13 protein-coding genes are annotated in these 15,347 nt (G+C 25.8%); 1 reads left to right on the top strand and 12 read right to left on the bottom strand.

What is annotated here, in order from left to right:
* Nucleotides 1-106 precede the first annotated feature (106 nt).
* From JW646_RS14700 to JW646_RS14685, 4 genes are all read right to left on the bottom strand, one after another.
* On the bottom strand, nt 107-1,492 hold the full coding sequence (locus tag JW646_RS14700) for a dicarboxylate/amino acid:cation symporter (protein ID WP_228415536.1): 1,386 nt from the start codon (nt 1,490-1,492) through the stop codon (nt 107-109).
* A gap of 33 nt (nt 1,493-1,525) precedes the next feature.
* Nucleotides 1,526-2,287, bottom strand: coding sequence for a type I 3-dehydroquinate dehydratase (gene aroD, locus JW646_RS14695; protein ID WP_228415535.1), 762 nt, complete (start codon nt 2,285-2,287; stop codon nt 1,526-1,528).
* 70 nt (nt 2,288-2,357) lie between these two features.
* On the bottom strand, nt 2,358-3,224 hold the full coding sequence (locus JW646_RS14690; RefSeq protein ID WP_148556287.1) for a shikimate dehydrogenase: 867 nt from the start codon (nt 3,222-3,224) through the stop codon (nt 2,358-2,360).
* Nucleotides 3,225-3,376: 152 nt separating this feature from the next.
* Nucleotides 3,377-4,258, bottom strand: a complete 882-nt coding sequence (locus JW646_RS14685; protein ID WP_148556286.1) for a LysR family transcriptional regulator — start codon at nt 4,256-4,258, stop codon at nt 3,377-3,379.
* Nucleotides 4,259-4,479: 221 nt separating this feature from the next.
* Between JW646_RS14685 and JW646_RS14680 the strand changes: the two genes are divergently transcribed.
* Nucleotides 4,480-6,492 carry an NAD(P)/FAD-dependent oxidoreductase gene (locus JW646_RS14680; protein WP_148556285.1) on the top strand — a complete coding sequence of 671 codons (2,013 nt, stop codon included), beginning with the start codon at nt 4,480-4,482 and terminating at the stop codon, nt 6,490-6,492.
* 193 nt (nt 6,493-6,685) lie between these two features.
* Here the strand turns inward: JW646_RS14680 and JW646_RS14675 are convergent, their stop codons facing one another.
* The 8 genes from JW646_RS14675 to sigK all read right to left on the bottom strand — a co-directional run bounded on the left by JW646_RS14675 (nt 6,686) and on the right by sigK (nt 15,293).
* Nucleotides 6,686-7,207, bottom strand: coding sequence for a hypothetical protein (locus JW646_RS14675; protein ID WP_074915394.1), 522 nt, complete (start codon nt 7,205-7,207; stop codon nt 6,686-6,688).
* A complete protein-coding gene (locus JW646_RS14670; RefSeq protein ID WP_074915391.1) occupies nt 7,197-7,631 on the bottom strand; it encodes a GspH/FimT family protein in 435 nt (144 codons plus the stop codon). The genes JW646_RS14675 and JW646_RS14670 overlap by 11 nt, the downstream gene beginning before the upstream one ends.
* Nucleotides 7,632-7,651: 20 nt before the next feature.
* Nucleotides 7,652-8,251, bottom strand: a complete 600-nt coding sequence (locus tag JW646_RS14665; RefSeq protein ID WP_228415534.1) for a hypothetical protein — start codon at nt 8,249-8,251, stop codon at nt 7,652-7,654.
* Nucleotides 8,232-8,591 carry a hypothetical protein gene (locus tag JW646_RS14660; RefSeq protein WP_148556283.1) on the bottom strand — a complete coding sequence of 120 codons (360 nt, stop codon included), beginning with the start codon at nt 8,589-8,591 and terminating at the stop codon, nt 8,232-8,234. The genes JW646_RS14665 and JW646_RS14660 overlap by 20 nt, the downstream gene beginning before the upstream one ends.
* Nucleotides 8,592-8,604: 13 nt before the next feature.
* Nucleotides 8,605-9,459, bottom strand: a complete 855-nt coding sequence (gene aroE, locus JW646_RS14655; protein WP_148556282.1) for a shikimate dehydrogenase — start codon at nt 9,457-9,459, stop codon at nt 8,605-8,607.
* Between the two features lie 59 nt (nt 9,460-9,518).
* The gene (locus JW646_RS14650; protein ID WP_228415533.1) at nt 9,519-12,008 is read right to left on the bottom strand and encodes a sensor histidine kinase; all 2,490 of its coding nucleotides are present in this window, start codon (nt 12,006-12,008) and stop codon (nt 9,519-9,521) included.
* A gap of 24 nt (nt 12,009-12,032) precedes the next feature.
* Nucleotides 12,033-14,429, bottom strand: a complete 2,397-nt coding sequence (locus JW646_RS14645) for a sensor histidine kinase (RefSeq protein ID WP_074915382.1) — start codon at nt 14,427-14,429, stop codon at nt 12,033-12,035.
* A gap of 213 nt (nt 14,430-14,642) precedes the next feature.
* Entirely contained in the window at nt 14,643-15,293 is a 651-nt protein-coding gene (gene sigK / locus JW646_RS14640) for an RNA polymerase sporulation sigma factor SigK (protein WP_139216732.1), read from the bottom strand.
* Between the last annotated feature and the right edge of the window lie 54 nt (nt 15,294-15,347).

Raw genomic sequence — 15,347 nt, 5'->3', positions numbered from 1 at the left:
TTTATACAAATCTTTTATAGACACTTAAATTAAATATAGTTTTATAGTAATTAAAAAAGATATGTTGAAGATTTATACAAAAAAATTTTCAACATATCTTTTTATATTAAGAATTATATTTTTCAATATCTAAGGTTCCTTCTGATTTAGATACTACTAATGCTGTTGCTGCATCTCCAATTACATTTAGAGAAGTAGTATACATATCCATAGGTCTATTAATAGCCAATAATAAAGCATATGCTATAAGTGTAGCATCGTTATTATATCCCATTCCTGATATTACTGTAAATAATACTATCATTGATGAACCAGGTGCAGATGGAGTGCCTACTGATGCTATAAGAGCTAAAATAGCAATTAAAAGCATATTTCCTAATGTTACTTTATAACCTGCACTGGCAGCTACAAATAAAGTACCAACCACTTGCATTATAGCTGTACCATTCATATTTATTGTCATTCCCAAAGGCAAAACAAAAGATGCAATATCTTCACTAACACCAAGCTCTTCTGTAGTAGTTTTTAAGTTTAGAGAAAGAGCAGCTGCAGATGAAGCTGCAGAAACAGCTAAAAGAGCAACTTTTGTTATTTTTTTCATAAATATTATTGGATTTAAACCTGTTGTTATATAAATAAATGAACTATATAAAAATATTAAACATATAGATGCCGCTATAGTAACTGTTGCAAGATATGCAAAAGCAGGTCTAAGATGTTCTACTCCATATACTGCAAAAGTTCTTGATATTAAAACAAAAACAGCTATAGGACCAAAATTATATATTACATAATTTAAAAATACAGTTATTACATTATTCAAATCAATAAATAATTTTTTTATAATTAGTATTTCAGCTTCTAGTTTATTAATACAAAGCCCCATTACAACACCCAAAAATACTACTGCTATAACACGACCATTAGTTATAAGTACAGTTCCTATATTATTAGGTACAGCATCAAGTATTACCATTAAAGGATTTCCACTAGACGCAACCTGACTAGCGCCGTTGCCTGATATAGAAACATTAAATAATCCTAAGTGATAAGTAATAAAACCACATATTATGGCAACAATCATAGCACATATTGAAGTAGCTAAAAATCCTAATAAAGTTTTTCCTGAAATACGTCCTAATTTTTTTGTATCACTAATTTGGCACATTGCAATTGCTATTGAGGAAAAAATCATAGGTACTATTATTAACTGTAGACAATTTATAAATAGTTGTCCTATTATATAAAATATACCTATCGCATGTTTACCTTCCTCTACACTAATATCTTGAAAAAATAAATTATTTATTACTGTCCAGGCAGATTCATAACCATGAGAGTTTAAATATTCTCTCAAAAAAAGTAATAACAAACCTGTAATTAATCCTGCACCAAGAGCAATCCCCATGTTTTTGGCTAATTTATTTACATCATTTTGCTGATAATTTTGATCAACATTTTGCTTAATATTTTCTATAGGTTTTGAAATCATAAAAAGCCCCTTTTCATTATAATAATGTTTTTATTATAAACTTTTATTTATAATATTTAATGCTTTATTAAGTTCTTCTACATTTATTTGACCTGGAGCTGACGCTTTGGATACTGCTCCAAAAGTTAAACAAGAACCAAATACTTCCCCACATAAACGACTTATGGCACCTTGACCTGCCATAGACATAGTTATTATTGGTCTAGTAGCATATTGTTCACTCATTATTACAGTTGCTTCTAACAATTCTAAAACATCTAATTTACATTTAGGCATTACAGCTATTTTAGGAATATCTGCGCCTAAATCTTGCATTTTTATTAAACGACATACTATGTCACCTTTTGATGGTGTTTTCTCAAAGTCATGATTTGAAGCTATTACTTTAACATTTGATTCATGAGCTGATTTAATTATTTCCTTAACATAATCATCACCAGTAAATACCTCAACATCCACTAAATCTACTAATCCTGTAGCTACCATTGCTTTATTTAAGTTTACATATTCTTCGTTTTCTATGGCTTTTTCTCCACCTTCTTTTGATGTACGGAAAGTAAATAATAAAGGTAACTCTTTTAATTCTTTTCTTAAATCAACTAAAACATCTTTTACTTTTTCTAATTGGAATACTCCTTCAAACCAGTCAACACGCCATTCCACTACATCAACTTCTACATTTTCTAAAGCTTTTGCTTGATTTAATATATCTTCTTTTGTAATACCAACTATTGGAACACAAATTTTTGGTTTTCCTTCTCCAAGTATTACATTTTTTATTTTTATTGTATTCATCTTATCCTCCAAATAAATTAGTTGTATAACTATTTATACAACTCTCATATTATTAAACTTAACTATATATCTATATTCCTAAAAATTCTTTCATGTGATCTATTGGCATTGGTTCTCCTGTCCATAATTCAAAAGCAGCTGAACCTTGGAATAACATCATTCCTAATCCATTCATAGTTTTACAACCAACTTCTTTAGCCATTTTTAACATTTCTGTTTCCCTTGGTGAGTAAACAACATCTGCCACTATTAGCTCTGGTCTGAAAAATGATTTATCTGGTATATAGGTTTTTCCTTCTAGTGGTTTCATTCCCATTCCTGTTGCATTTACAAATATAAAACTATCTTCTATTTCTGCTTTTAATTTATCTAAATCTTGTAAATCATATAAAGTTGCTTTACATGAAGTGTTTTCATTTATTTTGTTAACAGTTTCCTGTGCATTATCCCAAAATTTATCTTTTATATTAAAAATAGATATTTCTTTAACCCCATCTAAAGCTGCTTGTATTTCTATGGCTGTAGCTGCTCCACCAGCTCCTACTATAGTTATTTTTTTACCTATAGCATCAATATTTTTTTCTTTTAACGATTGCATAAATCCTATACCATCAGTTATATGTCCTATCAATTTTCCATTTTCATTTACTACAGTATTTACTGCTCCACATAATTGAGCTGCTGGAGATATTTCATCTAAATATTTATGTATTACTGTTTTATTTGGCATTGATACATTGCAACCTCTTAATTTTAAAGCTCTAAGACCTTTTACTGCATCTCCTAGGGAATCGTTATCCACCTCAAAAGCTAAGTATGCATAATCATATCCTAATTTTCTAAATGCTTCATTGTGCATTGCTGGTGAACTTGAATGTCTTATTGGATAAGCCATTAGCCCTATTAATTCCGTATGACCTGTTATTCTTTTCTCCATTTTTCTAATCTCCTTCTTATCTTTTTATAATATAATAAATATTCAAATTGTTAAAATTTTAATTATTAATTTTGCTTAATTTCATTATATTAAAAAAAATAAAAATGTACCAATTGATATTTTTAGGGTTTTTTATAGTTTTTCCCTATAATTTAATTAGTTTTATTAATAACGAATTTTATAAATTCATTGACAGCTGGAGATAAATATTTATTTTTTAGTTTAGCCATATAAATATTTCTATTATATTTTGGATTTTTAATTTTTATAATATTCACATCTAAATGATCTAATATAGGTATTTTAGGAATAATTGCTATGCCAAAATTCCCCTCAACTAAACCTGCCAATGATTCATCTTTCTCTACTTCATAGATTATATTTTGTTTTTCACCTATTTCCATAAACATATTATCTATAAATGGTCTTAGTCCACTATTTTTTTTGAAAGCTATATATTTATAATCAATTGTATCTTTTAAATCAATTTCTTTATAATTAGATAGAGGATGGTTTCTGGGTGTAATTAATACTAGTTCCTCTTCTTTAACCTTGATAAATTCTATACCATCTTCACTTTCTATTTTGGAACAAAATCCCACATCATAATCTTCATTTTTTAGACCACTTATAATATTCCATGTATTACCATCTGAAAATGTAAATTTAAAGTTTTTATCTTTCGTTTCTTCCAAAAAACTATTTACTAGTAAGGATATATCTTTCATTCCAAAAGTATATATATATCCCAAATCTATTATTCCACTAGTTTCACTAGTCAGAAGTTTTACTTTTTTTACTCCTTGATTTAAAGTCTCTAGTGTTTTTTCTACATATTCCAAAAACACTTTGCCATATTTAGTCAACACAACATTTCTTCCTTTTTTTTCAAACAAGTATGTTCCCAACTCTTTTTCTAAAGATGATATTGCATTACTTAAACTAGGTTGGGTAATAGATAGTTTTTGTGCTGCATTAGTATAATGCTCTTCTCTTGCTAATGTTACAAAATATTGCAAATGATTTAAATTCATCTTGTTCCCCCTATATAGAATCTTAATTTTCAAAATATTATTTATAATTCTAACCCGTCTCCAATTTTACTATAACCTATAGTTTTTTTCTATTATTTTATATAAAAATATCAATTTGTTTTATCAATCTTTATAATTTAAAATTTGAATTGCAAGGAAATTATTCTTTTAACACTAAAAATATTAAATTACATTTCAAACAAAGGGGAGGTTTATTAATTATGAATAATGAATATAAAAATTTATTGTCACCTTTGACAATAAAACATATGACACTTAGAAATCGTGTAATGATGTGCCCTATGGGAACTAACTACGGGGAACAAAATGGAGAAATGAGTTTTCTTCATATAGACTACTACGAACAAAGAGCAAAAGGTGGAACTGGACTTTTAATGATTGAAAATACCAGTGTTTACTCACCTCAAGGTTCAAACGGAACTACTCAGCTTCGTATAGACCAAGATAGTTATATAACTAGATTATACAAACTATGTGAAAGAGTTCATAAACAAGGTGCTTGCATAGGTATACAAATAAATCATGCTGGTGCATCTGCCATGTCTTCAAGGATAAATATGCAACCAGTATCTGCATCAAATATTCCATCAAAAGATGGTGGTGAAATACCTATACCATTAACTAAGGATGAAATTATATTTATAGCAAAAAAATATGGAGAAGCAGCGAAGCGTGCTCAAATGGCTGGATTTGACTGCGTAGAAATCCATGCTGGTCACTCTTATTTAATAAGTCAATTCTTATCTCCGACAACAAATAATAGAACTGACGAATTTGGTGGTTCTATTGAAAATCGTACAAGATTTGCGAGAATGGTAATAGATGAAGTTCGTAAAAATGTTGGACCGTTCTTCCCAATATTCCTTCGTATTAGTGCAGATGAATTAGTTGAAGGTGGTAATACTTTAGATGATGTTTTAAAATATCTAGAATTTTTAAATGATGACGTTGATGTATTTGACGTTTCTTGTGGACTAAATTCATCTATACAATATCAAATAGATTCTAACTATTTCCCTGATGGATGGCGTTCATATATGGCTAAAGCTGTAAAAGAAAAGTTTAAAAAACCATGTGTATCAATGGGTAATATAAGAGATCCTAAAGTTGCTGAACAAATATTATCTGAAAATCATGCTGATATAATCGGAATGGGACGTGGATTAATTGCCGATCCTGAATGGGTAAACAAAGTTTCAACTAATAGAGAAGATGAATTACGTAAATGTATATCATGTAATATAGGCTGTGCTGGTAATAGAATAATGTTAAATAGACCAATTAGATGTACAGTCAATCCATCTGTAAATGAAGGAGAAAATTACTTAAATACAAAAATTAAAAAACCTTGTAACGTAGTTGTAATTGGTGGTGGAACAGCAGGTATGGAAGCTGCATGTACTGCTAGTGAAGTTGGTTGTACTACATTCTTAATAGAAAAACAAGATCACTTAGGTGGATTAGCTACTGATATTTCAAAAATTCCTGATAAAAAAAGATTAGCCGATTTCCCAAATTATTTAATTAATAGAACAAATAAACTAAATAATTTATTTGTATTCAAAAACACTGAAGCTGATATTGATTTTATAAAAAATTTAAAACCAAATATCATTGTTAATGCAACAGGTTCTACTCCTTTACTACCTCCAATAAAAGGGTTACACGATTATGTTGATAAGGATGGAAGCAAAGTAAGCTCAATAAACAATATGATTAAAAATATAAGTGACTATCCTGAAGATTTATTAGGAAAAAGTGTTATTATTATAGGTGGAGGAGCCGTGGGTCTAGATGTAATGGAATTTTTTGCAAAGAGAAATGCATCAGTTACTGTAGTTGAAAAAATGCCTATAATCGGAAATGGTCTTGACCCAGTTACAAAAGCAGATACTTTTTCTACTATGAAAAAACATAATGTTAAGAAACTTACAAATACTTCTCTATTAGAAGTTAAAGAAGACTTTTTTTATGTTGAATTAGAAAGTGGTGAAAAGAAAGATTTATTCTTCGATTATGGATTTGTTTGTTTAGGTATGAAATCAAATAATTCTATATTTGATGAATTAAAAAATCATTTCACTGACGAAGTAGAAATATTAAATATAGGAGATAGTTTTAGAGCTAGACGTATTATTGAAGGAGTTTTTGAAGGAAGAAATATTTTAAACACTTTATCCAGATTAAATTACTTAGATTCTATTAATATTTAATTAAGAAAAATTAATTTTTTAATAAAAAAATATTTAAATTATTGTAAATCAATTAAAATTACTATATTTTATACATATAGATATGAATATCATATCTTTAAAATTTGTTTTTTGTTATGTGTTGTTAAAAAATGTTTATTTATGTGTGTATGTAAACGGAAGAATAGGACGATTTTATCGTCCTATTTTACGTTTAAAAATCTTTTATATAAGATTTGAAATTCGTTTCATATTTTTCATCATTTTTACTTAAATTAAGTTTAACAGATACCTTGTTATTTTCTATCATTACAGACATAAAATCAACATAGTCACCTATTTCATAACCTCCAATTTCACTGTTTCCGCTATTACTTAATGTATTTATAAACAGTTTTTTATTACTCTTATAACTTACTTCCTTGTCTTTTACATTTCTATATTGATTTTTATATTTACACTTTATAGAATTAATTTTTATATAGGATGAAGTATTCCCTCTTATGGTATTTCCATTCAAATCGCATATACTTATAATCTCATCACTATTTTCTATAACTTTATTAATTTGGTAACACATTTCTTCACCTTGTTCATATAATTCTACATTGTCTTCAATAGTTTTTTTATATTTATTGCTGAAAAATAAAAAGGAATATAAGCTTAAGGAAATAGTTACTATTATAAATAAGGATATTATACTTTCTAAAAGTAAGTAGCCTTTTCTAATTTTCATATATTCCCTCTTTGTATAGCACTCTTCCACTTACTGGCACTATTGTAATATATTTATAATTATCACCTTTATTAATACTTATGGTTCCACCACCATTTTTATATAGACCACTCGTATGAAAAGATATTAATGAATTATTCTGACCTATTGGAAAATTTAATTTTACATTCTTAGGTAAATGCACTCTTTTGTCTTCTTTTTTATTTCTATGTAAAATATAAGACCATTTGTTATTTTCATTTAGAAATCTAATATAAACATTTTGATTATTTAACATATTTTCTCTTCTTACATAACGTATATCTGAACATAATTCTCTTGCAAAAAATTCTATTTTATAATTATCACCTTCGTATTTCATAAAACAAATACTAGATAAGATAACTATTATACTTATTGTTATTATAAGCTCAAGCGTGCTCACATTCCTTCTCGCTTCATATATTATTTCTCCTCGTAATTGTAAAACGTAATTAAATCACCTTCATTTATTTTAGTAACTTCCTCCTCAGTATTTTCAATATTAGTTTCTATGTTTGAATCTTCTTGTTCATTAATATCCGATTCTTCTAATTTTTTCTCTGTTTTTCCCAACCAAGGATTTTTAATTTTAACGCTTATTAAGGCGTATTTATCATGATTATTAATTTTACTTTTTATTGAAATTTTATAATGAATATATTCTTTTGTAGACAAACTATTATCAAAATCCATATCTATAATTCTATTTGTAGTCCCTGTATTTTCGATTTTTTTTACTTTATTTATAAATATGGCACTATTATTTTTAGTTAAATAATTATAAAATTCATCTTCTATTTCTGTGTTTTCCACAGTATATTTAACTTCTTTAAGCATATTACTATAAATAAGTTCAATAACTCCAAGATTCTCTTCCTTAAGCTTTTCCGTTTTATATTCTAACTCACTAATTCTGTTATTACTTAAAATCAAACTAGAACATGTAATACAAATCAAGCTAATTATTGTAAATGTAATAACAGACATAATTAAAATTGAACCTTTACTCTTTTTTTGTAACATAAGTATTAAGTTCCATTTCTCTATTATTATCTGATACTTTAACTCTTAAATCATAACAATTATAATAACTAATTGGAGTAACTAAAGTTTTCACTTTGAAGTTGTTAACCATTTGTTCTTTATCATATCCGTCTTTACTCCTACTCTTTTTTATTATATTTCTTTCATCTTCTATTTTTTCCTTAGCTATATATAACATCTGTCTATTATGATTATTTTTCTTAAGCAAAACAATATTATTATGCAATGTTGATGTAATTATAAATACTATCATACTAACAATAAATAAGCTTATTACACATTCTAAAGTTGTGAATCCTTTTCTTTTTATCCTCATCATCCTTTCTAAATTTTTACTTTAGTGAATTGAAATATACATTCTTTATTTCTTCAAGATCATCCTCACTCGTTTTTATATTTTCCCATATTTCATAAGCTAATAATCCTTGATTAATTAACATATTAATTCCATAAACAACATTTAAATTATTGTTCTTTGCCCAAGATAATAATGCAGTTTCATGAGGCTTATATACAATATCACAAACTAGTAAATTTTTAGGTGGATTTATATTAACATCTATTGGACAGTCCTTAGATCCCATTCCTATAGGCGTAGTATTGATCAAAATGTCAAAGTTATTTAAATCATTTTCTTGTAATGGATTTGTGTCATAGTTGGCTTTTGACAAGAAATTACTATTAATTAAGTTACAAATATTCTTCGCATTTTCTTCGCTTCTATTTCTAATTTCAATGTAAGAAACTTCTTTGTTAGCCAATTCTACTGCTATACTCCTGCAAGCTCCTCCAGCTCCTATAATAATTATTTTTTTATTTTTCAAATCATAGCCTTCGTCTGTTAAAGATTTTATAAATCCTCTGCCGTCTGTGTTATAGCCTACTAACTCATTATTTACATTTTTTATTGTGTTTACAGCTCCTATAAGTAGTGCATTTTTATCTACTTTATCTAGGTATTGGATTATTTCTACTTTATAAGGAATAGTTACATTGCAACCTTTCATATTAAAAGTTTTTATACTTTGGGCTGCATTTTCTAAGTTATTTTTGTCTATTTCAAAACACATATAAATATTATTTTTTTTATATTTTTGTGATAAGTAATTATGTATGTTTGGTGAAAAGCTTTGACTTACTGGTTGTCCCAAAAGACCTATTAATTTTGTGTTAGAATTTATATTCATAGTAGCTCCTTTATTATGTTTATTATCATATCTTTAGTAATTTATACTTCTTATTTTAACTATAAATCACATATTTTTTTATATTCATTATAGATAAAGTTTTCATCAATTACTTTAATAGTTTTTTCATTATCATTAATATTTTTTTCAATATTTAGTTCCATTTCAATTAATATACAATCGTCCTTATTAGTTTTCATGTCCATTTTTCCCTTATACTTGTTTACTATTAACTTTGCAATAGACATACTTAAATTAAGAATTTTTTCCTCATAATTATCAAGATATTGCTCATAGTTATATCTTTTGAAATTTTCTATTGTAATTATTACTTTATCTACCTTAGTTTTTATATTAAAATCAATTGTACTTTTTATCCTAGAATTTTTTACTACTACAGATAATAAGGTAAGAATAGCTTTAGTCATATCATCTGGATCTAATTTCGTATATATTTCTTCTTCATCTGTATCAAATACTATATTAATATTTTTATAATCAGTATACTTATTTAACTGAGTAACTATATCTTCACACAAAGACACTATATCGTAAATTTCATTACTTTCATTATGGTTATCCTCTTCTAACTTAGATAATTCCATAATCTTATTAATAAGTGTGATTAAAACTTCCACATGTTTTTTCATAACTGATATAGAGTTGGCAAACTCTCCATCAGGCTCTCTTTTAATAATATCTTTACAATTTCTTTCTATAAATTGATTACTACTATGAAGTAAGTTTGCCGGCGTTAACAGTTCATGTGACATATTTATAAAGAAATCATCCTTATCCTTATTAATAATTTCACTTTCTAAGATTTCTTTTTTCATTGATTCTACTTTGATTTCTTCTGTAATGTCTCTAATTATTAATACCATTTTAGTGGATTTATTAATATTAATAAGTACCACACTACTTTCAATATTGATTAACCCACCATATCCATCCTTTAGGGTTTTTCTTATATATTTAATATTTTCATTTATATTACCTGAACTAATTGCTATGTCATTATATATTTCATCCAAATCCATATTTTCTATATCTTGAATCTTAAATAATTCAAAGAATGTATCATTTGCATACTCAAACTCTTTACTTTCATAATCTAGAACACAAATTGCCTCTGGTATAGTGTCTATTAAAGTTTTATATTGATTTGTACTCATCTCTAATTTATTAAGTAGCTTTTTATAATTAGAAATATCTTTTATTTCAATTAAGCTAATTTCCTCATTATCTTCAACAAATTTTATTCTGTCTATAAATAACGAAATCTCTTTACTTTCATCATCAATATAATTTATTTCACCTTTTGTAGCGCTATTAAGAATAATGTTTTTAATATCACTATTATCTAAGTCTATATCTAATTTATTATTATTATAAATTATCTCTTTGTTTTTCTCTAATATTATAGAGTATGGTATATTTTCAACTATTTTTTTATATTTCACATCATTTTCTTGTATCTTCAATGCCATTTTCTTTTCATATGTTATATCCGATAATATACAAATCACTTTTGAAGATTCATATTCGTCATATAATGAAAATACGCATTCAAAGATCCTGCCATCTTTTATTGTTACTTCTGTAATTACACTTTCACTATAGTACCTTGCATCTTCTATACTTTGTAAAAATTTTTCTTTTTCTATCATATTGTCATTTAAAAAATCATCCAGTTTAATTGCTGTATGGTAATCCTTATATGAGTTAAACATCGTTTTAAAAACAACATCATTATTAATTATGTAGTTATCTTCGTCAATTAATAGAGCACTTTTCTTAAACTGTCCCAGAAGAATATGAAGATTCTTTTCTTTCAAATCATAGTCTTCTTGTAGTATTTTATTAACCATTCTATAATTATTTAATCTTTCATCATATAATTTCATATTTATAGCACTTCTATTTAAACTACTTTCTGTTTTAGAGTATTTAATATTAGGCTGCTCAATATAAATTATGTAAGTCTTAAAGAATATAAGTAAAACAATTAATAAATCTAAAATTATATTGCTATATATAAGCCAGTTAATAACATGACTTTGAAGTACTAAAATAAAATTAATAATATAATATAAGGAAATAGTTTGTATTACCTTAGGATATTTACTATAAAACAAGCATATATTTCCTATAATAAGACTTATAATCATAAAATTATTTAAGTTAGTATATACATTATTAAGACTTAAACAAAATGAAAATATACAAATTCCATAATTTATTAATAAAACAATTTTTCTATATAAACTCAACTTTTCATCATCAGACATAAGATAAAACAATATTAATACTATTATATCTCCTACCAAAAACATATAAAATAAATTATAATCATTAGCAATTATAGTGTTTGTTGCTATTTTTTTTAAATAATAGCATATTTTCATTGTTAGAATTGTACCTATTAATACTAATTGAATTATATTTTTTTTGCTCCTTCTAGTACCTATACTAGATAAAATAATAAAAAAAACACATAAGAATAAAGAAATCGTTAGTGTATTCAAATTTACAATAAAACCATTCATTACTCCCCCCCCTATTTTTAAGCCTTAAGCTAGATATATATCAGAAAACTCTAAGTCAATAGATTCTCTATCTATTATAATATTTTCAAGTTTATGCTTATTCTCTTTAGTACTTTCTAAGTAATTACCTTTAAGTATTACTTCAAATTTACTTCCATATCCTATTTTGCTGTTAACTTGAATCTTTGCATGATGAACCAAAGCCAACTTTTTAACAAGATATAATCCAACCCCTGTTCCTTCTGCAGTTCTAGATAAGGATCTATTAACTTGCTCAAAGTTTTCAAAAATAAAGTCAATCTTATTACTAGGTATTCCACTACCGTTGTCTTTAATGGCTATTGTTATATCTTTTTTATCTACTTTTAATAATACTTTTATTTTTCCACCTTTTTCAGTAAATTTTATTGCATTTGATAGTAAATTAAGTATAATTTTTTCAATTTTTTCTTTATCCATAAAAATTAGGACTTCTCTTTTATTACTTTCAAATGATATATCTAAATTTTTAGGTTTTGTATATTCTTTGCATAATAGAACAAGCTCTTCTAAATATTTAACTATGTCATAAATTTTATAATCTCTATAGTATATACCTGCTTCTATTTTACTTATTTCTTCTATATTGTTTAGCAGTCTCTTTAATCTGTAAGAGTTTTGTTTAACTGTTTTAGTATAACTTCTTACTCCATCATAATTATATATATCTTTATTGTTATCTAAAAATTTATTAATTTCAAATATAGTGTTTATAGGTTTCTTTATAATAGAAGAAGCCCTTGTTAAAAATTCAGTTTTAAACTTATTTCTTTCTTTTATCATTTGCAGTTTATTATATACACTTTCTAATTGTTGCTCAATTTCTAAATCCCTTACTATAACAAGTAGATTATCTTGTTTTGGTACTTGTTCAATTGCTATTGATATTTTTTTATTTTTTTCTTGATTCATATAAAAAGTTTTGAAATTAATCTCTTCATTATTGTCTAAGTATGTATCTATTATTTTATTAAAATTATCCACTCCCATATCTTTTAGTATCCTCATCATGTATTTATTAGTGTATACTTGTTTTTTTGTATACTTATTCACTAATATAATTCCTTCTGGCAAAGTTTGAATTAACCCATAATAAGTCTCTTTATTTTCATCAAGTTTATTCAATGCAACTTCATGTTCCGTACAATCACTCACAATACTTAATATCATTTTTTTACCATTTAGTCGGAAGGTTGATGAGATAAAATCTATAATTTTTCCATTTTCCAATTCAAGTTGGCTCTTTTCTTGATCTTTAACACCATTTTTCAAAGTAAATATGTTATGTAAAAATTCATCCTTACTATCTTTACTTATTCTTTTTTCTAACTTATCCATAGTCCACACATTTTTTATAGATGAATCTAAATCAAAAATATCCAGTCCTATTTTATTAATATAACTAATATTTTCTCCATCATGAATAAGTACACCATCACTTAATATATCCATTAAAGTTTTGTATCTTAATTCACTTTTTTTCAATTTATCTTCTTCAAGGGATATTTCAGTAATATCTTTTAATTCACATATTATTCTTTCCCCACCTTCAAAATAATCTTTAACTAAAACTAACTTATACTTCTTATTAACAAATTCTATTTGTAAAAAATTTTCTTTTCCAAAATCCATCTTACTTATTTGGTTAAATATTTTTTTAGGATCCTTATTTAGCTCATTACTTATAAAATCACTAAAGTCAAAATTTTTAACATTATAATTATTTTCTATTATGAATTCATCAAAGTACTTATTTTTAAAAATACATTTAAAATTAGATGCATTCAAAATTATTATTGGTATATTAATTACTTCAACAATACTGGACAGCTTATCATTAACAGTTTTAATTTCTTCCCTCATATAACTTTGAACATAAGTTTCATCTTCTATTTCTTTTATTGTTCTTGATATATATTGCTTATTCATACGAAATTTATTTTTGTTCAATTCATTTTCTTTATGTTTTATGTATATAACATTAATACATATAATACTTAAAATACATAAGTTAATTAATATTTCATATATTCCATCCATGGTCATGGAACCATAATGTGACGTATATACTAGTCCAATAGTAAACACTATAGGGAGGATGTATTTTTTCAAATTGCTTTTGCTTTTTATTTTTATTTGAAATAATATAAGAAGTTTTAAAAAAATTATTACAAATGATATTTCAGCAGTATAATTCATTATCGATCTAATATTATATTGTTTTAATTGAATTATTAATAGCTCTAAGATAAATAATGGAAGTATTAAAAACATACTTTTGTCTTTTGATGTTTTATATATAAATATTAATAAAACTGGTATAGCAATGTTAGTAATAATTTTTGACAAATATAGTAGTTCACCATATTCATTCAGAATCATAAAGTTCCCCCCTTTATAGTATGACAGCAGTAATAACTTATTTGTTTGTAAATTACATACACTTTTATCCATTACTAAAAAACACGATTCTTGAGTATAAACTTCATATTTTTTTCTCTTTTTTTATCATATAAGTTATATTATCATAATTATATTAAATATTTTGTCAATTTCTGGATATAAGCCAAAAAGTTATGTACGACAAAAAAAGCCTTATTCAAGGCTTTTTTCTGATTTTAGTTCTTTTCTCAACTTTTTAAGAGCTTTTTTTTCAATTCTTGATACATAAGAACGTGATATGTTAAGTTTTTGAGATATTTCTCGTTGGGTTTTATATCCCAAAGGTGTAAGTCCATATCTTAATTGAATAATTTCTTTTTCTCGATCTGAGAGAATTTTATCCAACTTTTCATAAAGCTTACTTATTTGTACTTTTAATTCAACCTGGTCTATTACATAATCAGGTTCAGTACCTAATATATCTATTAAGCTAATGGAATTCCCTTCCTTATCTACACCAATAGGGTCTTGAAGAGAAACTTGCACCTTATTTTTTTTATTAGTTCTGATATTCATTAGAATTTCATTTTCTATACACTTAGATGCATAAGTTGCTAGTCTTGTTCCCTTGTCTACTTTAAATGTCTCTATGGCCTTAATTAAACCAATGGTCCCTATTGATATAAGATCATCTTGGTCCTCATTAGAGTTATTATATTTTTTTGCTATATGAGCAACTAATCTCATGTTTCTCTCTATTAAAACTTCCTTCGCTTCTCTATTGTTCTCGTTTTTTAATAAAGATAAATAATGTATCTCTTCTTCAGGGGTTAATGGTTTTTCGAATGATTTTAGAATAGTCAACAGGCCACCCCCTTTTTTAGGTGTCACTCTAAATTATATGAAAGTGACCTGGTA

Source organism: Terrisporobacter hibernicus (assembly GCF_020809405.1).
Taxonomy (GTDB): Bacteria; Bacillota; Clostridia; order Peptostreptococcales; family Peptostreptococcaceae; genus Terrisporobacter; species Terrisporobacter petrolearius.
The sequence above is the reverse complement of the archived record's forward strand: the minus strand, read 5'-3'. Positions and strand labels throughout refer to the sequence as shown.

Coding starts and splice junctions, on each gene's coding strand:
- JW646_RS14700 (WP_228415536.1), bottom strand. CDS start 1,492: ATGATTTCAAAACCTATAGAAAATATTAAGCAAAATGTTGATCAAAAT.
- aroE (WP_148556282.1), bottom strand. CDS start 9,459: ATGAATATAAATTCTAACACAAAATTAATAGGTCTTTTGGGACAACCA.
- aroD (WP_228415535.1), bottom strand. CDS start 2,287: ATGAATACAATAAAAATAAAAAATGTAATACTTGGAGAAGGAAAACCA.
- JW646_RS14660 (WP_148556283.1), bottom strand. CDS start 8,591: ATGATGAGGATAAAAAGAAAAGGATTCACAACTTTAGAATGTGTAATA.
- JW646_RS14665 (WP_228415534.1), bottom strand. CDS start 8,251: ATGTTACAAAAAAAGAGTAAAGGTTCAATTTTAATTATGTCTGTTATT.
- JW646_RS14690 (WP_148556287.1), bottom strand. CDS start 3,224: ATGGAGAAAAGAATAACAGGTCATACGGAATTAATAGGGCTAATGGCT.
- JW646_RS14685 (WP_148556286.1), bottom strand. CDS start 4,258: ATGAATTTAAATCATTTGCAATATTTTGTAACATTAGCAAGAGAAGAG.
- JW646_RS14680 (WP_148556285.1), top strand. CDS start 4,480: ATGAATAATGAATATAAAAATTTATTGTCACCTTTGACAATAAAACAT.
- JW646_RS14675 (WP_074915394.1), bottom strand. CDS start 7,207: ATGAAAATTAGAAAAGGCTACTTACTTTTAGAAAGTATAATATCCTTA.
- JW646_RS14650 (WP_228415533.1), bottom strand. CDS start 12,008: ATGAATGGTTTTATTGTAAATTTGAATACACTAACGATTTCTTTATTC.
- JW646_RS14645 (WP_074915382.1), bottom strand. CDS start 14,429: ATGATTCTGAATGAATATGGTGAACTACTATATTTGTCAAAAATTATT.